This window comes from Faecalimonas hominis (assembly GCF_054660755.1).
The window spans coordinates 103321-123135 of sequence record NZ_BAAHSH010000023.1 but is presented as its reverse complement, the minus strand read 5'-3'; the positions used below and the strand labels follow the sequence as shown (position 1 = coordinate 123135).

Annotated in this window: 25 protein-coding genes, 1 tRNA gene and 1 other RNA gene; all 27 read right to left on the bottom strand. The window is 41.5% G+C overall.

The genetic code is table 11. From position 1 onward, the window contains the following. Positions 1-13 precede the first annotated feature (13 nt). Positions 14-559, bottom strand: a complete 546-nt coding sequence (gene atpH / locus ACYQ35_RS03510; RefSeq protein ID WP_009461760.1) for an ATP synthase F1 subunit delta — start codon at positions 557-559, stop codon at positions 14-16. After that, positions 547-1062 carry a F0F1 ATP synthase subunit B gene (gene atpF / locus ACYQ35_RS03505; RefSeq protein ID WP_009461769.1) on the bottom strand — a complete coding sequence of 172 codons (516 nt, stop codon included), beginning with the start codon at positions 1060-1062 and terminating at the stop codon, positions 547-549. The genes atpH and atpF overlap by 13 nt, the downstream gene beginning before the upstream one ends. Positions 1063-1105: 43 nt before the next feature. Next, a complete protein-coding gene (gene atpE / locus ACYQ35_RS03500) occupies positions 1106-1372 on the bottom strand; it encodes an ATP synthase F0 subunit C (protein WP_009461770.1) in 267 nt (88 codons plus the stop codon). A 38-nt stretch (positions 1373-1410) separates the two neighbouring features. After that, positions 1411-2130: a F0F1 ATP synthase subunit A gene (atpB, locus tag ACYQ35_RS03495; protein WP_009461771.1), complete on the bottom strand. Its 720-nt coding sequence runs from the start codon at positions 2128-2130 to the stop codon at positions 1411-1413. A gap of 15 nt (positions 2131-2145) precedes the next feature. After that, the gene (locus ACYQ35_RS03490; protein WP_009461772.1) at positions 2146-2547 is read right to left on the bottom strand and encodes a hypothetical protein; all 402 of its coding nucleotides are present in this window, start codon (positions 2545-2547) and stop codon (positions 2146-2148) included. After that, complete coding sequence (locus ACYQ35_RS03485) at positions 2537-2770, bottom strand: AtpZ/AtpI family protein (RefSeq protein ID WP_459830324.1); 234 nt, start codon at positions 2768-2770, stop codon at positions 2537-2539. Before ACYQ35_RS03485 ends, ACYQ35_RS03490 begins: the two co-directional genes overlap by 11 nt. Positions 2771-2848: 78 nt before the next feature. Beyond that, entirely contained in the window at positions 2849-3346 is a 498-nt protein-coding gene (gene trmL, locus ACYQ35_RS03480; RefSeq protein WP_459830321.1) for a tRNA (uridine(34)/cytosine(34)/5-carboxymethylaminomethyluridine(34)-2'-O)-methyltransferase TrmL, read from the bottom strand. Next, complete coding sequence (locus ACYQ35_RS03475; protein WP_009461783.1) at positions 3339-4520, bottom strand: aminotransferase class I/II-fold pyridoxal phosphate-dependent enzyme; 1182 nt, start codon at positions 4518-4520, stop codon at positions 3339-3341. Before ACYQ35_RS03475 ends, trmL begins: the two co-directional genes overlap by 8 nt. Beyond that, positions 4520-5002, bottom strand: coding sequence for an Lrp/AsnC family transcriptional regulator (locus ACYQ35_RS03470; protein ID WP_009461785.1), 483 nt, complete (start codon positions 5000-5002; stop codon positions 4520-4522). Before ACYQ35_RS03470 ends, ACYQ35_RS03475 begins: the two co-directional genes overlap by 1 nt. Before the next feature lie 11 nt (positions 5003-5013). After that, a complete protein-coding gene (locus ACYQ35_RS03465; protein WP_459830316.1) occupies positions 5014-6003 on the bottom strand; it encodes an AIR synthase-related protein in 990 nt (329 codons plus the stop codon). A gap of 14 nt (positions 6004-6017) precedes the next feature. Further along, positions 6018-7613 carry a VanW family protein gene (locus ACYQ35_RS03460; protein ID WP_459830314.1) on the bottom strand — a complete coding sequence of 532 codons (1596 nt, stop codon included), beginning with the start codon at positions 7611-7613 and terminating at the stop codon, positions 6018-6020. A gap of 216 nt (positions 7614-7829) precedes the next feature. Then, entirely contained in the window at positions 7830-9554 is a 1725-nt protein-coding gene (locus ACYQ35_RS03455) for a B12-binding domain-containing radical SAM protein (protein WP_459830312.1), read from the bottom strand. Positions 9555-9618: 64 nt separating this feature from the next. Then, an RNA gene (gene ffs, locus ACYQ35_RS03450) (signal recognition particle sRNA large type) lies at positions 9619-9880 on the bottom strand. 32 nt (positions 9881-9912) lie between these two features. Then, positions 9913-10380 carry a tRNA adenosine(34) deaminase TadA gene (gene tadA / locus ACYQ35_RS03445; RefSeq protein WP_009461795.1) on the bottom strand — a complete coding sequence of 156 codons (468 nt, stop codon included), beginning with the start codon at positions 10378-10380 and terminating at the stop codon, positions 9913-9915. Then, a complete protein-coding gene (locus ACYQ35_RS03440; protein WP_459830309.1) occupies positions 10377-11120 on the bottom strand; it encodes a DUF6128 domain-containing protein in 744 nt (247 codons plus the stop codon). The genes tadA and ACYQ35_RS03440 overlap by 4 nt, the downstream gene beginning before the upstream one ends. Positions 11121-11233: 113 nt before the next feature. After that, on the bottom strand, positions 11234-11878 hold the full coding sequence (locus tag ACYQ35_RS03435; protein ID WP_459830307.1) for a hypothetical protein: 645 nt from the start codon (positions 11876-11878) through the stop codon (positions 11234-11236). Between the two features lie 74 nt (positions 11879-11952). Next, positions 11953-12756 carry a M15 family metallopeptidase gene (locus ACYQ35_RS03430; protein WP_459830305.1) on the bottom strand — a complete coding sequence of 268 codons (804 nt, stop codon included), beginning with the start codon at positions 12754-12756 and terminating at the stop codon, positions 11953-11955. Between the two features lie 2 nt (positions 12757-12758). Continuing rightward, positions 12759-13400, bottom strand: a complete 642-nt coding sequence (locus ACYQ35_RS03425; RefSeq protein ID WP_459830302.1) for a 4'-phosphopantetheinyl transferase family protein — start codon at positions 13398-13400, stop codon at positions 12759-12761. After that, the gene (locus ACYQ35_RS03420; RefSeq protein ID WP_459830358.1) at positions 13397-13912 is read right to left on the bottom strand and encodes a hypothetical protein; all 516 of its coding nucleotides are present in this window, start codon (positions 13910-13912) and stop codon (positions 13397-13399) included. Before ACYQ35_RS03420 ends, ACYQ35_RS03425 begins: the two co-directional genes overlap by 4 nt. Further along, positions 13903-14529, bottom strand: coding sequence for a J domain-containing protein (locus ACYQ35_RS03415; RefSeq protein WP_009461801.1), 627 nt, complete (start codon positions 14527-14529; stop codon positions 13903-13905). The genes ACYQ35_RS03420 and ACYQ35_RS03415 overlap by 10 nt, the downstream gene beginning before the upstream one ends. Further along, entirely contained in the window at positions 14526-15371 is an 846-nt protein-coding gene (locus ACYQ35_RS03410) for a DUF5685 family protein (RefSeq protein ID WP_459830299.1), read from the bottom strand. The genes ACYQ35_RS03415 and ACYQ35_RS03410 overlap by 4 nt, the downstream gene beginning before the upstream one ends. Before the next feature lie 208 nt (positions 15372-15579). Beyond that, positions 15580-15652: transfer RNA gene (locus ACYQ35_RS03405), tRNA-Lys, on the bottom strand. A gap of 80 nt (positions 15653-15732) precedes the next feature. Then, positions 15733-16614 carry a YitT family protein gene (locus tag ACYQ35_RS03400; RefSeq protein WP_459830297.1) on the bottom strand — a complete coding sequence of 294 codons (882 nt, stop codon included), beginning with the start codon at positions 16612-16614 and terminating at the stop codon, positions 15733-15735. Between the two features lie 127 nt (positions 16615-16741). After that, positions 16742-17011 carry a thioredoxin family protein gene (locus ACYQ35_RS03395; RefSeq protein ID WP_459830294.1) on the bottom strand — a complete coding sequence of 90 codons (270 nt, stop codon included), beginning with the start codon at positions 17009-17011 and terminating at the stop codon, positions 16742-16744. 14 nt (positions 17012-17025) lie between these two features. Continuing rightward, positions 17026-17163: a hypothetical protein gene (locus tag ACYQ35_RS03390; protein WP_009461805.1), complete on the bottom strand. Its 138-nt coding sequence runs from the start codon at positions 17161-17163 to the stop codon at positions 17026-17028. Positions 17164-17205: 42 nt separating this feature from the next. Further along, a complete protein-coding gene (gene trmB, locus ACYQ35_RS03385) occupies positions 17206-17859 on the bottom strand; it encodes a tRNA (guanosine(46)-N7)-methyltransferase TrmB (protein WP_459830290.1) in 654 nt (217 codons plus the stop codon). Positions 17860-17880: 21 nt separating this feature from the next. Beyond that, positions 17881-19797, bottom strand: a complete 1917-nt coding sequence (glgB, locus tag ACYQ35_RS03380) for a 1,4-alpha-glucan branching protein GlgB (RefSeq protein ID WP_040449995.1) — start codon at positions 19795-19797, stop codon at positions 17881-17883. Positions 19798-19815 lie beyond the last annotated feature (18 nt).

The following is a 19815-nucleotide window of genomic DNA, read 5'->3' as shown; positions in this document are numbered from 1 at the left end:
TTTCTTTTATATTTTATATCTGAATACTTCTCAACTGCTTAGACAATTCATAAAGTTTTGTCTTAATACTGCTGTCCACAACCCTGTCACCGATACGGATAACCATTCCGCCGATAAGACTTTCATCTACCGAATAGTTCATCTCGAAACTTTCGTAGCGGGTTGTCTCTAAAAGTCTCTTTTCCACAGCACTTTTCTGTGCATCACTTAAAGCAACTGCCGTTGTCACAAATGCAGTTCCTATTTTCTTTTCCTCTTTTACAAGCGCAATAAAATAATCAAATACGGCCGGAATGTCTTTGGAATGCCCTTTTGAAATTAAAAGCGCTATCAGTCCAATGACTTCTTTTGACACATGACTTGTAAAAGTTTCCTCGATAAGTTTTATCTTATCTTCTTTAATAATCTTTGGATTATCCATTAATTTCCGGAGTTCCTGATTTTCAGAAAAAATAACTGACAATCCTTTCGCCTCCTCAGCAAAAGCGTCCACACGGTTTTCCTCCATGGCTACGGAAAATAATGCATCTCCATATGTTTTAGAAACTAATTTAGCCATGTACTGTCACCCATTTCTTTTAATGTTTCTTCAATCAGACTTTCCTGTACATTTGTGTCAATGGAAGAGGATACGACTTTCCCTGCCATCATAGATGCAATCGTAATCATCTCCTGCTTCATCTCATCTAATGCACGTTTTTTCTCCAATTCAATTTCCGCATTTCCGCGTTCTATAATACGGGCTGCCTCTTCTTTTGCTTCAGCAATAATCTTTGCTTCATTCTGCATTGCCTTTTTGCGTGCGGCACTTAAAATTTCCTGTGCCTCTTTATCCACTTCTTTTAGTTTCTTTTCGTATTCTTCCTTATATGCAGTCGCATCTGTTCTCTCTTTTTTCGCCGTTTCCTGCTCGTCTAAGACACGCTGTCTACGTTTTTCCAAAAGATTTCTTACCGGCTCAAATAATAGATACGATAAAAATGTAAACATGACAAGCATACTAAGCGCCAACACAACAGCATCGAAAAGGAACTGTGCATCAAGGGTAAATAATCGTTCCAAGGTTCAGCCTCCTTCCTTATCTTATTTTCATTTTCCGTTATTCTTACAGTTTACCTAATAATGGGTTAGCGAATAACAGAATAAGCGCGATAACCAAACTGTAAAGACCAGTTGTTTCCGCTACGGCCTGACCAAGTAACATTGTAGATGTAATGTCTGATTTTGCCCCCGGGTTTCTACCTACTGCTGATGCACCATGACCTGCTGCAACACCCTGTCCGATACCAGGTCCGATACCTGCGATCATCGCAAGACCTGCACCGATTGCTGAACACGCTAAAATTAATGCTTCATTTGAAATTCCATTCATAGTTAAATCCTCCTAAAATTTGTTTTTGTTTTTTCTTGTTACTTTCTGTCCGGTATCTTGTCACTGACAAATACCATTGTCAACATACAGAATACGTATGTCTGAATTGCTCCCGAAAAGATATCGAAATAAATGTGCAGAAATCCCGGCCATGCAATTGCAATATTGGATAACAATCCGTAAAGCAAAGCCATAATTACTGTTCCCGATAATACATTTCCGAACAAACGCAATGATAATGAAAATGGCACCGCAATTTCTCCAATCAGATTTATTGGGAATAGAAACGGCAATGGCTTAAATAAGTCGGTAAATGCACCGAACTTGTTGTACCTGATATTATTAAACTGAATCAGGAAGAATGTAATAATACCAAGTGGAAATGTAACGCCATAATCCGCTGTTGGTGGTCTTAAACCAAGCAATCCTGAGATATTACTAAACAGGATAAACAGGAATAACGTTCCAATATAGTTTCTATACGGGATTCCTTTTTTGCCCATTCCACCGTGTACCATACCGTCCAGCATCTCAACAATGTACTCCACCGCATTTTGAAATTTACCCGGTTTTCCATCTGTGTCTTTTAACTTTATCCTTGCCACAAGAGCAAATATAATAAGCCCCACGCATATGATAAAGATGCTGACATGAGTTGTTGTCAGGTATAACTCCTGGCCGAACAGTTTGAACTTTACAAGTGAGTGAATCATAAAGTCCGCTTCTTTAGCCGCTAATATCCCTAGTCCATTTCCCACGTGCTTCAACCTCCTTTACTTAGATTTTTTAAGTTTCAACAACACTTTATGTGTGTAGGGCTGCAGATAAGCCCCTATTTTTAGTCCCATAACACCGATAAGCAGTGTAATCGGACTCCCAACGTCAAAATAAACTGTCGCACCAAACGCGATTACCACTGCCGTGTACCGCAGTGCATACATTTTTCTCATATGTTTTGCCGCTCCCGCTTCGCCTAAATCCAAAGCGTCTTCTATGGAACGTTTCATATGAACTGCCATTCCAACTGCCACGACAACGCCTATCCACAATCCGAAAGACAAATAAGAAAGATTCCCTGTGGCAATAAAGCACACCGGAATCTGTGCAATCGCTCCATATACAATGATGCCCGTGATTAATTCTTTTAATGTTTCATTTGCTGAATTATTTGTCATCTTCTTCTTCCTCTGAATCTTCATTCGCGTGTCTGACTAAATAGTAAACATTTCTCCCGCCCGCCAAAACTCCAAGAATGACAAGGGGAATAAATACCGGCAGTGAAAACTTTTCTTCAAGATAAGAGCCTAACCATGTACACATGAGAATCGGAACAATCATACTTATTCCCACCTGTGTGATCAGTGCAAATGTTCTATGCACACTCTTTTTGTATTTCATAAAGTTTCTCCCAACTTTCTGCCTGTTATTGTTATAACACTTTTTATAGTTAAAGTCCACAGTTAGCAATTCAGAACTTTACTCCTTCCACTCCAACCGGTGGAGATGTCCTTCCGTTTCCATATTAGCAAAACCGTTCTGGCGAAGCGCCTCATACAATACTATCGCCACGGAGTTCCCCAAATTCAATGAGCGGATATCCTGTGACATCGGAATGCGGATACTGTCTTCTTTATGCTGCACTAAAATCTCTTCCGGGATTCCCGCACTTTCTTTTCCAAACATAATATAGCAGTCCGGCTCATAAGATACGTCTGTGTATACGTTTGGAGCCTTCGTTGTCGCCATATAAATTTTGGCATTCGGATTTTTCTCCAGAAAATCTTCGTAATTAATGTACGTTGTCACGTCTAAATCTTCCCAGTAATCCATGCCCGCGCGCTTTAGCGCCTTTTCATTCAGCCTGAATCCTAAAGGTTCTATGAGGTGCAGCCTTGTGTTTGTCGCCACACATGTTCTTCCTATATTACCTGTATTTGCAGGTATTTCCGGTTCAAATAAAACAATATTAAGCATTTTCTTCCGTCCTTTCCCGCAATCGGTTGATAAATCTTTCCAATCTTCCGATTGCTTCCTTTAAATCTTCAAGAGAATACGCATAGGAAATTCGCAAAAATCCTTCCCCGCACTCTCCAAATGCCGTCCCCGGCACGACCGCCACCTTTTCCTCTGCCAGAAACTTCATGGCAAATTCTTCCGATGACATACCAAACTCCCGAATACTCGGGAAAATGTAAAATGCTCCGTAAGGCTCAAAGCAGTCTAATTTCATTCGTTTAAATTCACTGACAAGGAAACGTCTGCGCTGATTATAGGCGTTTCTCATCTCCTCCACTTCCCCCTCACAGTTTCGCAGCGCTTCCACCGCCGCGTACTGGCTATTTGTCGGGGCGCACATGATTGCATACTGATGAATTTTAATCATCTGCTCAATAATTTTCTTCGGTCCGCAGGCGTATCCCAGCCTCCAGCCCGTCATCGCAAATCCTTTTGAAAATCCGTTGATGAGAATGGTTCTCTCCTTCATTCCCGGAAAACTCGCGATGGATATGTGTTCTCCTTTATAACTTAACTCCGAGTAAATTTCATCGGACAGAACAAACAGATCATGTTCCACCACAAATTTTGCAATCGGTTCTAAATCTTCCCTCGTCATAATGGAGCCTGTCGGATTATTTGGAAATGGCAGCACAAGTATTTTTGTCTTTTCTGTCACCGCATTTTCCAACTCTTCCACCGTCAGTTTAAATTCATTTTTCCTCTGCAGCGGAATGATGACCGGAACACCGTCCGCAAGTACTGTACATGGAAGATACGAAACATAACTCGGCTGCGGAATAAGTACTTCGTCACCCTTGTCCAACATGGCGCGCATGGCGATGTCAATTCCCTCGCTTCCGCCTACCGTCACGACAACCTCGTTTCTGAAATCGTACTCTACATTTATTTTTCTCGATAAATATCTGCATATTTCCTGCTTTAATTCTTTTAGTCCGGCGTTTGACGTATAGAATGTTCTCCCTCTTTCGAGAGAATAAATCCCTTCCTCCCGTATTCTCCACGGTGTATCAAAATCCGGCTCGCCCACTCCAAGCGAAATCGCATCGTCCATCTCACTGACTAAGTCAAAAAATCTTCGTATGCCTGACGGTGCAATATTTACAATTTTCTCTGATAATGGATTTCTCATTATGGCATCACCGGTATCCTTTCCCCTTTAGACTTGTTTACCAGTATGGTGGAATGGTCTTTGTATTTCTTTAAAATGAAATGTGTCGCCGTACTGATAACCGACTCTATCGGTGAAAGTTTCTCCGAAACGAACATGGAAACTTCTTTTAACGTCTTTCCTTCCAAAGTAACAAGCAAATCGTATCCTCCTGAAATAAGATATACTGCGGAAACTTCCGGATAATTGTAAATTCTCTCGGCAATCCGGTCAAATCCCTGATTTCTCTGCGGAGTTACACGAACCTCAATAAGCGCCGTAATTTTTTCCACACCTGCCTTATCCCAGTCAATCAACGTGTGGTAACCACATATAATTTTTTCTTTCTCCATATCGGCAATTTCATTTGCGACCGTAATCTCATCGCTGCCCAAAAGAACTGCCAGTTCCTTTAATTCCACCCTGCTGTGTGTCTCAATGTAACTTAATATTTCTTTTCTCATGACTGCCTCCCTTACTCTCCATATATCTTTAACAGTTCGTCCTGTGCCGGTCTGTCAATATAGCGTTTCTCTTCCTGATTGTAAATCACTCTCTCCCTGTCTGCCGTACTTCTTCCGATTACCTCCGCCTGTATGCCTTTTCTGAGAAGTAAATCAGTCAGTTCCTTTCCATTGTCCGTCATAAACAACACGCTTCCCGCCGATGTCATCTGGTATGGATTGAGCTGAAAATATTCACATATCTCTATTGTTTCCTGTTTGACTGCGATTTTCTTTAAATCCACTTCCACGCCCACACCGGACGCTTCCGCCATGTTCCACAATGCCGCAAGAATTCCTCCATCCGTAATCTGGCACATTGCGGATACTCCAAACTCTTTTGCCAGTTTTAATTCTCTGTCCGCAAACAGATTTTCCTCAAGAGCATTTACCTGTGTCATGAAAGCCGGAACAAATCTCTGCGATAATTCTTCACCCTTCTCGCGAACGATGCGAAGCATTCCTTCCAGTCCTATCCATTTTGTCAGAACAATGTCCTGATTCGCCTTCCCCATATTGCTCTGGATCAGTTCTCCAGCTGCCACCAGCCCGATTCCAACAACAGTGACAACCGCCTTTGTGATAACGGGGCTGACCTGCGCTTTCACATTTAAAATCTGTATATGCTGTCTTTGGGCAGTCTGCTCCGCGAATTCCACCATCGACTTTAACCGTGATTCGTAGGCGTAAGGAGGAAGCAAAATACTTAAATTTGCCCCCACCGGAGACGCTCCTCTCGTATACAAATCATTCAAAGCCTGTGCCAGCCCAAACACGGCAATGTCTTTCTCGTCACCATATAGCGTCACATTTGTAAAAATTGCCTGTTGTCCGTCAGGAACAGCGATTCCCGAACACATCTCCTCCACCGAAGGCTGTATGACCGCCTCTTTTCTTTTCGTCTTTAACTGTTTTAATACAGACCGTCTTATAACCGTCTGTGATACATTTCCTATCTTCATCTCTACTATCCTTCTTATTGTTGTCCCTGAGGTGCAGTTTGCGGTGCTGCAGGCGGATTTGGCTGTGGTTGAGGCTGCGGTGCAGGCACGGGAGCCTGTGCTGCCGCTTCCTTCGCTTTAATATCCGCAATCGCTGCCTTTATTTTACTTTCGTCCTGTGTTTTAATCGCATTCTGCATCTGCTTTGTATATTCAGGGTTTGAGGAAGCAGTTCCGACAGACACTGTCGTCACGGAAGGTTTGTAAGTACTTTTGTTAAAAATTTCCCTGCTGACTTCCTTTCCTCCCTCATAAACCACTTTCCAAAGTCTCGCCGTCATTCCTTTGTGTGTACCTTTTGTCACCGACATTGCCCCTATGGCCGAACCCGGCTGTGCAACAAACTTTTTCTTCGGCGCTTCCGTAGAAATAACCTCGCTCACATACTCTATCTTTCTGTCTTTCTTTCTTGTTTCTTTTCCGTAAATCGTGAAAACCACATTTCCCTTTGATACATAGCCTTCAACGTAAATCGGTGTATCCAAATTATTTTTAAATTTGAAGTCTTTATAATCTCCCGCGATTGCCGCATCTCTTGACGGTTTTACATAATTGACTGTCATGGAGTGGGGCTGTCTGCTCGTCACTTCCAACTCGGATTCAATCACAGCATTATACAGAGTTGTGGACACCTGACAGATTCCCCCGGCAATACTCTGCACAAGTTCTCCGTTCTCAAATGCTCCCGCCTCCACATAGCCGTTGCTCTTCTCAAAAGGCTGCATTGCCTTCCCGGCCGAAAACTCCTCTCCCGGCATGACAACCGAACCGTTAATCTTCTTTACACCGTTTATAATATTCACTACCCTGCTCTGACCACTTCCGCAGTAAGTGGAAAATGTTCCGAGAGTATCTTTAATACTTTCCAAATCTTCTTTCTGCACACGAGGTTTCTTTATCGTGGAAACAACTTCCACTTTTCCCGCTCCCCCGTTCCAGTCTTTGTTCAGATACTGATTGACGGCATCTATCGTTTTATTTGTATCCAGTTGTTTTCCCTGCTGCTCTTTGGTCAGGACAAATGCCCCGTCCTTTCTTGTAATCGTTGCGTCCGCCGCTTTTGGAAGAAAACTTTCTACCTTCTCTTTTAAAACTTTCTCCGTCTTCTCCTTCTGAATCTGATACACCGGCTTTAACGTCTTCTTTTGTTTCTTTAATTTTCTTATCTCGGCATAGCGGCTGAATACATTTCCCTTTTTCCCATAATCCACCGCTTCTTCGATCAGTTTCTCCTCTTTGGAAATGTCAAATCCCAATTCTTCTAAGGTGACTTCCGCTTTCTTTCCCTCGGCTGTAAGGGAAATCTTTTGCTTTCCATACACTTCAGCCTGCTTATCCACCGCATTCTGTGCCTGTTCTGCATTCATGCCCGAAACGTCCACTCTTCCGATGAAAACGCCCTCACATATTTTATCTTCCGCCTGCTTATTGACCTGATAATGCAGTACGGCATATATTCCCCCGTAAACAAACAAAAAACACACGAAAATCAAGCCACATATTTTGGCTGTTTTCCGGTGTTTTTTCTCATTCTCATTCCTTCTTTTGCTATTTTTGATCCCTTTACGCATAAACCAACCCTCTCCCTCGATTTTGGTTCTCTTTACATGATATATGGTAATACGGAAGTTGCTAACATTGCAACAATAATAACCAATATTACGCCAGATACTATTTTTCTAAATTTTTTATCATAGAAATTCATTTCACTACCCCCGTGTTTTCTAATAGAATACTTTCATTTTATACTCTTTGGCATCTTTTTGCAAGAAACAATAGTCACAATTCTATAAACGAAAAACCGTTGCCTGGTAGTTTAACTTGCTACGGTTCTGATAGTCAAATAAAATAACGGTTTCTTTTCTCTCTCCGTTCCCCAATACATCATAAGTAAATTTCTCTATATGCGTCATTTTCCTCAACTGACGTTTGTCATATTTTTCATACCCCAAAAGATATTTATGTTCTTTTGACTCCTCTTCGTAAAATTCTCCAAGCCATTCTTTATCCGTCGTATTTTCTCCCGCAAATGTAGGACGGCTCTTTATGTTTTCACGAAGATACAGGTCAAAAATTAAAAGTTCACGATACAAATCCACTCTTTTCCCCGCATATTTTTCTGCAAATGCAAGCAAAATCTCATATCTTGTAATTCTCGAGTGGCTCACCATGTGAAATGCGTGCTCTTCATAGTATTCCCCTAATTTTTCAAAAAAGGCAAAAGGTGTCTCAAATTCCCTCACTAAATGTTCCAGCGTGTAAGAAAACTGTCCGCTGTTATAATACACCTCCACCATTTCCTCTATTCTTTTCAGTTTTAAAACGTCCTCATACGGAAGCCATTTCGTATAAAGCACCTCGTACGGCGGAAGGCTTTTATAAACCAGACCGTATTCTTCCGTATGTTCCTCCATATAAGAACCTTTTAACACTTTTAAAAATCCCAACTGTAACTGCTCGGGAGCAAGGGCGTACACATCATTAAATGACTTCCCGAAACTCTCGTAACCTTCATACGGAAGTCCTGCGATCAAATCCAAATGCTGATGAATGTTTCTGCCCGCATTCACCCTCTTCACTGCGTCAGCCACCTTATCAAAGCGCATCGTCCTTTTAATCTCCCCGATTGTCTTTGGATTTGTAGACTGCACGCCGATTTCCAACTGCACAAGTCCTTCACGCATCGTCCCGAGAAGTTCCAATTCCTCTTCGTTTAACAAGTCGGCTGAAATCTCAAAATGGAAATTTGTTATGCCGTTATCGTGTTCCGCAATATATCTCCATATCTCCATCGAATGGCTGTGTTTACAATTAAATGTTCTGTCCACAAATTTTACCTGCGGCACTTCATTATCAAGGAAAAACTGTAACTCTTTCTTCACTAAGTCCAAATCACGGAAACGAAGACATTTATCAATGGACGAAAGGCAGTAACTGCACGAAAACGGACAGCCTCTGCTCGTTTCATAATAAATGATTTTATTTTTAAATTCTTCCATATCTTCATACACAAAAGGGACTCTGCTCAAATCCATAATTTCTCTCCACGGATTTTCCACAATCCGGCCGTCCTTCTTCCGGTAAGAAATGCCTTTAATTTCCCGAAGATAGTCTTCACTTTTCCCTTCTATATAACAGGAAACCACTTCTGAAAACGTCTCCTCACCTTCGCCCTTCACAATTCCCCTCACTTCCGGAAGACGTCTCAGCACTTCCTGCGCGTCGTAGGAAACTTCCGGACCGCCAAGCCAGATTGGAAGGTTCGGCATAATTTTATGAATTTCATGTATAAGTGTCTCCACATACGATATATTCCAAATATAGCAGGAGAAACAAAGTACGTCCGGCTTCTTCTTATAAATATCCATCAAAATCTCATCTAACTGCTGATTAATCGTATATTCCGCAAGAAAAATATGCTCTGCATATTTCTTCGCATACGCCTTCAAACTGTAAACCGCCAGATTGGAATGAATATATTTCGCATTGATTGCCGTCAGTATAATCTTCATGTTTTCCTCCTTCATAATACATGGTACAAAAAAGAGCCCTTACGGACTCTGTCATTTCTCTTCTTCGTGCATTACACTTCGAACTCACTTCATGAGCGTTACCTCTGTAGTTAACTCAGCCCAGGCACCCTTACGGCACCCAGAAGGTTCCACTTAGTGCTGCTCCGTTCCCGACCTGACACGGTTCATGGATTCCTGTCGCGTAAGACCCGAACATCAACGCCACTTTCAGAGGGCAGCCTCACAAAATAAAGCCCTCCGTGTAATATCACCCCCACTATAGCGGATTGTGGGTACAAGGTACCGCTACCACCCCGGCTGCACGAGTCTATATTATACCCTGCTTCACCTGTAAATGTCAATGCTTCTGCTTCGCTTTTCGCAGTTCTTTGAAAAAATTTTTCATCAAAAGACTACATTCTTCTTCCAAAACCCCTGTTTCCAACTCAACCTGATGGTTAAATTCGTCCATTTGCAGAAGATTCAATATGGAACCGGCGCAGCCTGCCTTCGCATTCATACAGCCCACAACGACTTTTTTCATTCTTGACTGTACAATCGCCCCGGAACACATTTGACACGGTTCCAGCGTCACATACATTGTGCAATCTTCCAGTCTCCAGTCTCCCACTTTTTTGCTTGCCTTTTTTATGGCTATCATCTCCGCATGAGCAAGCGGATTTTTGTCGGTTGTCCGCCTGTTATATCCCCTGCTTATAATTTTATCCTCACACACAATCACACACCCGATTGGCACTTCATTTATCTCATATGCTTTCTTTGCCTGTTTAATGGCTTCTCTCATGTATTTCTCGTCCTGATTCATTCGTTCTTTTCAATCCTCCTGCAAAAATATCCAAAATCCTCTCTCGGATTTCTTTCCTCCTCAGACAACTCTACTTCCTCATTTTCCATTTTCCTAAACTGAGTAAATCCAAATGCCTTCGCCGCCTGCACCTCTCTGGCATGATTCACTCCCGGCACTCCTATGTATAATTCTTCCCCTTCCTCTATCCAGAGCAAATGGTGATAATTATAAAAACCGTGCAGTAAAAAATTATTATTTGCAAGTCTCCACTCTCTTCGCGGAAGCCTTACCAAATCTTTTCTCTGAATTTTCTCATAGAAATTTTTCTCAGGTTCCGGTTCTGATTCCGGTTCTTCCCGTATCTCCATCTCTTTCAGCGGTTCCGTAGAAATATCTTCCACATTTATCTCCTCTCCGTTCCAGACAGCCATGTACCTTTTCTTTTCTTCATCTTCAAGGAAAATTCCGCAAATCGCTTCCACGCTGTCCGCATTTCCTATATCTTCATCGGAGAATGTCAGCATATATTGAATCATCGGCTTATTCTGCCCTATTTCTCCCTGCAGAACACCTTCGTACATATCGTTATTTCTGTAAAAAAGATATACTTTCAGTCCGCCTCCGCGGGAAAAGAAAAGCCCTCTTGTCTGTATCTCTACCTTTCCTTCACTTTTCCCCTGCTCCACCTTTACAAACCCTATATTTTTCACTTTTTCTCTTTGACGATATTCATATAAATACTGTGTAAACCGTTTCAATAACAATCCCTCAATCTTGTCTGTTTATACATATATCTATTCTACGGCTGTCTCTTATATGATTTCTTTTCGTGTACACAGAAAAAATAGAATGTGCTTTGGCACATTCTACGCTAGTCTAAATAAATCGGCGGAACATAATCTTTTCCCATCAGTTTCTTCTTGCGTTCCTGATAACCTAAGAAAGCCCATTCCGTCATATCCGTCCATTTATGTTCTCCCCGGTCATACACCTGCACATAACCGATACGTTTCGGGTGCATACGGACGCTGTTTGTCTCATATTCCTGTCTTGTATAAGGGTTAATGTCTCCGACAATCTGCTGCTTCTCCTCACGTTTTCTCGTCTCCTGCACAGCAGTACTTTTGTAGGAAGCGGAAGGCTTTCTGAACCCTTTAAATACGCCCGAAGCGGAGGAAACCGTCGTCTTTTTCTCCACAGGTTTTACCTTAGGTTCTTCTTCCAAATCCACCAAATCGCCAATCGTCACTTCTCTCTCTACTTTCTTTTCTTTGCGCGGTTTTACGACAGGCTCACTTTCCGAGAGAATACTCAACTGAAACGGGCAACCTAAAATCTCAGCAATCTGCCGCATATCCTGCTCCTGAAAATTATCTCTGTTGAGACGCTGTGTCAGATTCTGTCTGGACATTTTCTTTCCGGTTTTTTCCTCTATCGCTTCTGCCAATTCTTTAATCGTCATTCCTCTTCGGTTCAGAACAATTTTTACCTGCTCACCGAATGTGAGATTCATCATCAGTTTTCCCTCCTCACGTTTTCTCTACTCTTCATTGTAAACATAATCGTTTATTTCGTCAATCTTCTATGACATTATTCTCCTAAATATTCCTCCAAAGTAATCCCCCGCTCCATAATTTTCTTGGCATCTTCCTTTCCCACATATCGGTAGTGCCACGGTTCATAAATAATTCCCGTAATGTCCGTCTTATCCACCGGATAACGCAAAATAAATCCATATTTGTAACAGTTTTTGGCAAGCCATTTCGCCTCCGGTGTATCCTTTTGTTTCTCGTCTAACGCAGTATATTTAGCCGACACAATATCCACGGCCAAGCCGAGACTATGCTCACTTTTCCCCGGATATGCCGTGGATTTTGTTGTCTCCTCCAGTGCCTGCCAATAATTTTTGCCTGAGCGCACTTCATTTCCCATATAAAGGTTATATAACTCTTTCTGTTTCTCCACAGAGCGGTACGCCGAGCAGACAGACAACTTCATGCCGTCCTTTTTCGCATCTGCAAGCATCTGTTTTAGCGGTTCCGCTATTCGTGAATCGACCTGATACTCTCCGACAACCTTTGTCAGTTCCGGAACATACCCCTCCTGCATCGGATTTATGTCATTGACCAGCGTCAAATACCATGGTCTTTCCTCAGGTTTCTGTATTTTCATTTCCCGCAACTGCTCTTCCAATTCTTTTTCTCTTTTCTTATGCTTGGATATCAGCGCCTCCTTATTTTCCTCCGCCTTACTGTCTGCAAAATACTTTCCCATAAAATATCCCGCGACAGTACCTGCAACTAAAAGCAGAACCGCACCGATTATCAGCCATGCCCTTTTGCTCAGCCTGACTCTCTTTAAATTCTCTCCTATCTTCTGCAACTTTTCCTTCATGTCTATCTCCAGTATATACTTAAATCCATTTTCTCCATTTTCTCCGCAAAAACATCACCCGTCGAACACACCGCCACCCGGTATGGCAGGTCTGTCTCATATTCTTTAAAATAAAATTGTTCGCATATCTCTTTTGGCTGGCGCAACAATTTTGCCCCTGTTTCATCGCACATAATTTCAAAGGTGTCCAAACCCATTTTCATTCCATATCTTGTGGCTTTCATAAAACTTTCTTTTAGCACCCAGTAACGGTAAAATGCAACTTTTTTCTCCTCCTCGGAAGGTTTACTCAAAATAAAATTTTCTTCCGATTTAAAAAAATATCGCTTTATCAGTTTCGTATGCAACTTTTTTATTTCTTCAATATCACAGCCAATTTTAATTTCCTTTTCTCCGCTGTCCTCAATCGAGCAGAGAACCATCTTTCCTGAGTGGGACAGATTAAATGGTGTTTCCGCAGAAACACCACATTCTTTCCTCACACATTCATATAATAACCATGCTCCCACGCTCAGCGCCCTGTCTGCCTCAGGCACAATTCTGTCTGCCTTTTCCTTGCGAAAGGTGGGAAGTTTTTCATAACATTTCCGATAAACTGATTTCTCCAACAGCGGAGTCACCTCTGCTATCCATGTTCTTATCATTTCAACAAATACTTCCTTAACTTATTCCAAATGAATATTTGAAAATAATCATGTGCCTTATCATAGATAAATAATCCTGCCTGCCCCGCTGCCCACACAATCATGAGAAGTGTACTGCTGATTTCCTTTGCGATCAGCAATTGGGGCATAAAAATAATTGTAGGAACGTACATCAGATTAAACACAATATATTTTCCACACCATAATGATGTCCTCTTATTCCCAAATTTATTCCACAATATTTCCGCAAGGCACAGATATAACCCCATTCCCGCAAATGTAACACAATACATTTTATTCGGCGCGACTAAAAGCCCCACCAGTGTCGTCGCCACAAGAAAAGAAAATCCGTAGCGCAGTCCCCATTCACGAATGGCAATCCCGACACAAAAACTCGCTCCGCATATAAAAAACAACGTACTCGTTTCAATCACTGCTCCAAGCACGATAAGTAATACGGAAAACGCCGCCAGCAGTCCTAAAACCGCTATTTTCTTTGCTCCTACATGCATGTGCACAAATCGCCTCCCATACATTCACACAATGTGTCTGCGCACCATAAATCACAACACAGATTTCCCGTACCGTAAGACTGACGCCCGTAACCGTATCCCGTATTTTGGTATCTCTGTCCGCGCCACTGCATCTGATTTACCATATTGGCATACTCAGGATTGTTCGGTTCCATCGCGGCTGCCTGCTGGGCATGCTGCATTGCCACAATATTATTTCCCATTCCATAGTTTGCGGCAGCGCTGTAATAATACCACTGAGCATTTCGGTTGCTGATTCCATTCAGCACATTCAATGCCTCTCTGTAATGTCTTGCATTAATATAGTTCGCGACAGCCTGCATCTGTACATTTGCGTCACCGCTGTTACCCGAATACGAATATCCCGACTGTTGTCCTGAAAATCCTCCCTGATAACCGCCGTTTTCTCTCTGTTTCATAATCTGGTCGTACGCTTCCTGTACTTCCTTAAATTTTTCCTCCGCCAAATCGGACAGAGGGTTATTTGTATATGAATCCGGGTGGTACTTTCTGCTCATTTCTCTGTATGCTTTCTTCACTTCATCATCGGTGGCACTCGGTGAAATTCCCAGTACCTCATATGGATTTGCCATCATTCTTTTATTCCTTCCTCATTCACTGTATTTTGCTTTTGTTTATCGTCATATTTGTTCCATACACCTACATAAAGAATATTCCTCAAAATATCGGCATATTCTATACACGGCAGTTTTTCAAATGTACTGCTGCATTCCGCCAGCACAAGTGTCAACATCTGACCGCATTTCTCCTCATACTGTTCATCATTATACAAAGTCAGCAGAGGATTGTAACTTCCGCTTTCCCTGTCTTTTTCCAAATCATCGTAGGCATCTAAAATATAAATATATTTACCGAGATAAAATCCCAGTCTTTTCAATGTCTTTTTCCACACATCGTCCTTATACAAAAGAAGTTCTCCCATTAATTCCCCAAAATATCCGGAAACAACATCAATGTTCTCTTCTTTCATCTTCTCCGCTTTTTGCAGGCGCACGAGACATCTGCGGATTTTCTCGCATTTATTCGGATACTTCTCCCTAATCTTCAAATATGTTTTCCGAAGGGCTCTCATACCCGCCAGCCCGACTTTACTCTTCTCATCTTGCCAGTCATCAGCAAAATGAAAGTATGTTAAGACAATATTCATATCCGCCGCATACTCGGTAATCTCATTGAAAAACATATCATGTTTCTTTGCCGGGTGTACAATGCAGCGATTCTGTTCATGTGTAGGCTTCTCCTCATATAGAGAAGTTAGCAAAAGAACAAGAAATGTCATATCATATGTCAATGTCATCTGACCGAGAAAACCGTATTTCTCCTTCAGAACTTTACACAGTCCGCAATAGTATGCCCTGTATGTGTAATAATCTTTCATCTTCAGTTCCGGTTTACAAATCGTCACATATCCGAACATTCCTTTCTCTCCTCTCTGCTAAAATAGTCTGCACTAATTGTCATTATAGCATATCCCTTTCTGTTGAGGGAGAGAGAAATTCTAAAAAATCTGTGAACAGTTATAACGCAAAAACAGACAGTATCGTATTCCAGTACTGTCTGTCTCATTTCAACAAAAAGAAGCACCGCCCCCACAATTCAAAGATTGCAAAAACAGTGCTTCCTAGTGCGCGATCAGGGGTTCGAACCCTGGACACCCTGATTAAGAGTCAGGTGCTCTACCAACTGAGCTAATCGCGCTTCCTGCATTATTTATTCTTTAACGCAAGGAATATTATATAACAATTTTATACTTTTTTCAAGATGTTTTTAAACTTTTTTTACATCTTAATCTTACCGAGTGTAAATCCTCTCCCTTTAACCTCACTCACCTGATTGATTACCATAAACGCTTTGCTGTCTATTTCCAAAACCATCTCGTTTAATTTTGGAAGTTCACGGTTAGATACAACCGTAAAAATGGCAAATCCGTCTTTATGCAAATATCCGGTTTCCGTTTTATAAAGAGTAGTTCCCCTGTCCAATTTCTGATGGATCATCGCATTAATTTTCTCATATTCGTCACTGATAATTTTTACCTGCATCTGATTTTTTCCCATCAACAACACTTTATCTACAAGAACCGTATAAATCATGACAAGGAGAATACCATACAGACTCTTCTCCGTATCCCTGAAAAACATCTGCCCAATCAAAATGGAGAAATCAAACACATATAGTCCCACAGATACCGGCACTCCCATTTTCTTATTAAAAATCAACGGCGGAATATCCATTCCTCCCGTGGACGCTCCCGCTTTAATAACCATTCCGATCCCCACGCCGATGCAAAGACCGGAAAAAATTGTGCACAGCATTAAATCATCTGTGAGATTCTGCAAAACTTCCACTTTTTGAAAAACACCCAAAATCACAGGAAAATAGAATGTACTGATAAGTGAAGTGAGTGCAAACGATTTCCCCAAAACTAAAACTGCCAGAATGAACATCGTCACATTAAAGGCGGCCGCAAACAATTCAATCGGAATTTGAAAATAATGATTCGCAATCAGTCCCAATCCTGTCGTTCCTCCCGTAATAAGCCCTGTCGGGAGAACAAATGCCGCAATTCCCGCCGCATAAATGGTATTCCCTAAAATAACGAAAAAAAGTCTTTTTAAATCAAAAATATCTTTGAGTTCTTTTTTTGTTTCTGCTTTCATATATTTCTCCTTTTTATCACTGTATCAGATTAAATTTCTTCCGAACGCAAGAAAAACAGGTTATACAACCTGTTTTTCCCTACTTCTAACAAATACTATATCATTTTCCCGTCGGATATTCAAGTATTTACAAAACCGAAAAAATTCTTTTAACCATCAATTTTTTATCTATCAGACCGCTCATTCTTCCCAGTTCTTTTCCGTCTTTTTGTATCAAAAATGTGGGAACGATGTCTACTCCATAATTCTTCTGTAAATCTTCGTTCTCATTTTCCACTTCTATCTTTGTCACTCGCAGCACATCTTTGTATTCCAGTGCAATCTCCTCCACAATCGGCATCATCATATTACATTTTGCGCACCAGTTTCCGAAAATCACAACCAGTTCCGGCTTCATGCTCCCACCTCCATTTAACATTTACAGCGGGGATTCAGTATACGAACTACTTCATCAAATGAGCGTTTTGTACAGGAAAGTTTCCTATTCAGTTTCGGTCTGTCGTATAAGACACATTTCACTTTGTTTTTTACTTTTCTCTTACTGCTCATCACATATCCCCCTTTTTATTAGGATATGCAATATAGTTTGTCCTATTGCCTCTCTGCAATCAGTTTGTGGATCGGATTTCCCTGCGACGAAAACTTCTGCTCATATTCAGTCATAACGTTTCCCTCATTCATTTTTTCATTGTGGTGAAGGTCAAATGTATGCTCTTTCACCTTCCACCCTTCTGCCTCTTCCGCCTGCTCCAATGAAAATTCAAACAGCGGACGATTATCCGTCTTAAACTCTAATGTTCCGTCTTTTGCCAGCACCTTCTCATATCTGCTTAAAAACTCTTTTGAAGTGAGACGCCTTCTTGCATGTCTCGCCTTCGGCCACGGATCTGAAAAATTCAGGTAAATTTTATCCACTTCCTCAGGGGCAAACACTTCTGCAATGTCATTTGCGTCCATACAGATAAATCGAATGTTTTCCAACCCGCAAAACTCTTCCGTCTCATATTTCTCCAGCGCTCTCAGAAGGACACTGGAATATCGCTCCACTCCTATATAGTTTATATCGGGGTTCTGTTTTGCCAGCGTCAAAAGAAACTGCCCTTTCCCCATACCTATCTCAATATGTAACAAATTATCATTTCCAAATAATTCATTCCATTTTCCTTTGTGTTCCCTCTCATTTTTTATTGCTATCGGGTTAGCGTCGATTGTCTCTCTTGCTCCCGGAATGTTTCTTAACCTCATTTTTGTTCCTCTTATCTTCTATTAAAATTCAAATACGGCAACCCCGTAAGGCGAAAGCGGATACGCAAAAGAATATGGTCTGCCGTCACACTCTCCCTTTGTCGCCTTATATACGGACGGACGCTTTTTCCCCATTCCGCCATATTGTTTTTCATCACTGTCAAGGACGAGTTTATACTGTTTTCTTCGCGACACTCCCACACGGTAATCTGCCCATTCCATCGGAGTAAAATTACATACAAACAGTAAGTTTTTCTTTCCGTTTTTGGAATGTCTGATAAAACTGTAAATACTCCTGTTGCCATCATTTGCATTTACCCACTCAAATCCTTCCGGATCGTTATCGCATTCATACATCGCCTTATTTTTTTTGTATAACTGCAATAAATCGCGGGTAAAATTCTGAATCGCCTGATGGTTGTCTTCACGGAGCAGATACCAGTCCAATTCTCTCTCCTCGCTCCACTCCCGGAGTTGCGCAAAATCCTGCCCCATAAATAAAAGTTTCTTGCCCGGGTGTCCCATCATAAAGGCATAGCCGACCTTTAAGTTGGCAAACTTGTCAAATCCAAGCCCCGGCATCTTATTTAACATGGAACATTTCAAATGTACAACCTCATCATGTGACAATACGAGAATATAATTCTCGCTGTATGCATAAGTCATCGCAAACGTCATCAGATGATGATTCGGGCGTCTGAAATACGGATCTAACTTCATATATTCTGTAAAGTCGTGCATCCAGCCCATGTTCCACTTTAAACTGAAGCCCAAACCGTTCTCTTCCGGGCTTCCCGTCACTTTAGGCCACGCTGTCGATTCCTCCGCAATCATAAGTGTTCCCGGATTTCTTCCAAGAACAACTGAATTCAAATGTTTAAAAAACTCAATTGCTTCCAGATTTTCATTGCCGCCATATTTATTGGCAACCCACTGTCCGTCTTCCTTGCCGTAATCCAAATACAGCATGGACGCAACTGCATCTACACGCAGCCCGTCAATATGAAAATGTTCTATCCAAAACAATGCGTTCGCAATCAAAAAGTTCTGTACTTCTGATTTCCCATAATCAAAAATCTTCGTACCCCAGTCGGCATGTTCCCCTTTTCTCGAATCTGCATATTCAAAAGTAGGTGTTCCGTCAAAATCCGCCAAACCATGTGCGTCTTTCGGGAAATGTGCCGGTACCCAGTCTAAAATAACCCCGATTTTATTTTTATGGAAAAGATTTATCATATACGCAAAATCTTCCGGTGTTCCATAGCGGGAGGTCGGTGCATAATATCCTGTCACCTGATATCCCCACGAACCGTCAAAAGGATACTCCGCTATCCCCATCAACTCAATGTGAGTGTAGCCCATCTCCTTCATATAAGCGACTGCCTCTTTGGCAAATTCACGGTAAGTAAAAAATCCATTGTCTTTCCCGTATCCTTCATGTCTCTTCCATGAACCCATATGTACTTCATAGATAGACATCGGATTTTCTTTATGATTCCATGATTTTCTCTTTTCAAGCCATTCCTTATCCGTCCATTTTAAGTTCGTTATATCTGTGATGCGGGACGCTGTTCCCGGACGTACTTCTGCGTAATTGGCAAACGGATCCGCCTTATAAAGCAATTCTCCTTTATGTGTTTCAATACAAAATTTATAGAGCATTCCTTCTTTTGCCTCTGGTACAAAACAGGTGTAAATTCCCAAAGGTTCTCCCCGCTCCATTGGATTTTTCTCTCTGTCCCAGTCATTAAACTCTCCAACAACCGAAACTTCCTTTGCATGAGGCGCCCAAACAGAAAAATATACTCCTTCTTTCGCTCCTCGCTTTACCTTATGTGCTCCCATTTTTTTATAAATCTCGTAATGAGTTCCCTGTCCAAATAAATAATGGTCCAACTCACCAATTTCGTATGAATATCTTATATTTTTATTTGTCATATATTCACCTTCCCGCAT

Bases quoted from the DNA above. Each gene is read 5' to 3' on its own strand.
- trmL (WP_459830321.1), bottom strand. From the start codon at position 3,346: ATGCTTAATATTGTTTTATTTGAACCGGAAATACCTGCAAATACAGGT.
- ACYQ35_RS03460 (WP_459830314.1), bottom strand. From the start codon at position 7,613: ATGCGTAAAGGGATCAAAAATAGCAAAAGAAGGAATGAGAATGAGAAA.
- ACYQ35_RS03425 (WP_459830302.1), bottom strand. From the start codon at position 13,400: ATGATAAGAACATGGATAGCAGAGGTGACTCCGCTGTTGGAGAAATCA.
- ACYQ35_RS03475 (WP_009461783.1), bottom strand. From the start codon at position 4,520: ATGAGAAATCCATTATCAGAGAAAATTGTAAATATTGCACCGTCAGGC.
- trmB (WP_459830290.1), bottom strand. From the start codon at position 17,859: ATGAGGTTAAGAAACATTCCGGGAGCAAGAGAGACAATCGACGCTAAC.
- ACYQ35_RS03430 (WP_459830305.1), bottom strand. From the start codon at position 12,756: ATGAAGGAAAAGTTGCAGAAGATAGGAGAGAATTTAAAGAGAGTCAGG.
- ACYQ35_RS03490 (WP_009461772.1), bottom strand. From the start codon at position 2,547: ATGACAAATAATTCAGCAAATGAAACATTAAAAGAATTAATCACGGGC.
- ACYQ35_RS03465 (WP_459830316.1), bottom strand. From the start codon at position 6,003: ATGAAGATAGGAAATGTATCACAGACGGTTATAAGACGGTCTGTATTA.
- ACYQ35_RS03400 (WP_459830297.1), bottom strand. From the start codon at position 16,614: ATGAAAGCAGAAACAAAAAAAGAACTCAAAGATATTTTTGATTTAAAA.
- tadA (WP_009461795.1), bottom strand. From the start codon at position 10,380: ATGAATCAGGACGAGAAATACATGAGAGAAGCCATTAAACAGGCAAAG.
- atpE (WP_009461770.1), bottom strand. From the start codon at position 1,372: ATGAATGGAATTTCAAATGAAGCATTAATTTTAGCGTGTTCAGCAATC.
- ACYQ35_RS03470 (WP_009461785.1), bottom strand. From the start codon at position 5,002: ATGAGAAAAGAAATATTAAGTTACATTGAGACACACAGCAGGGTGGAA.
- glgB (WP_040449995.1), bottom strand. From the start codon at position 19,797: ATGACAAATAAAAATATAAGATATTCATACGAAATTGGTGAGTTGGAC.
- atpH (WP_009461760.1), bottom strand. From the start codon at position 559: ATGGCTAAATTAGTTTCTAAAACATATGGAGATGCATTATTTTCCGTA.
- ACYQ35_RS03420 (WP_459830358.1), bottom strand. From the start codon at position 13,912: ATGCATGTAGGAGCAAAGAAAATAGCGGTTTTAGGACTGCTGGCGGCG.
- ACYQ35_RS03390 (WP_009461805.1), bottom strand. From the start codon at position 17,163: ATGAGCAGTAAGAGAAAAGTAAAAAACAAAGTGAAATGTGTCTTATAC.
- ACYQ35_RS03395 (WP_459830294.1), bottom strand. From the start codon at position 17,011: ATGAAGCCGGAACTGGTTGTGATTTTCGGAAACTGGTGCGCAAAATGT.
- ACYQ35_RS03415 (WP_009461801.1), bottom strand. From the start codon at position 14,529: ATGATGGCAAATCCATATGAGGTACTGGGAATTTCACCGAGTGCCACC.
- ACYQ35_RS03410 (WP_459830299.1), bottom strand. From the start codon at position 15,371: ATGTTCGGATATGTGACGATTTGTAAACCGGAACTGAAGATGAAAGAT.
- ACYQ35_RS03435 (WP_459830307.1), bottom strand. From the start codon at position 11,878: ATGATGAATCTCACATTCGGTGAGCAGGTAAAAATTGTTCTGAACCGA.
- ACYQ35_RS03455 (WP_459830312.1), bottom strand. From the start codon at position 9,554: ATGAAGATTATACTGACGGCAATCAATGCGAAATATATTCATTCCAAT.
- ACYQ35_RS03485 (WP_459830324.1), bottom strand. From the start codon at position 2,770: ATGAAATACAAAAAGAGTGTGCATAGAACATTTGCACTGATCACACAG.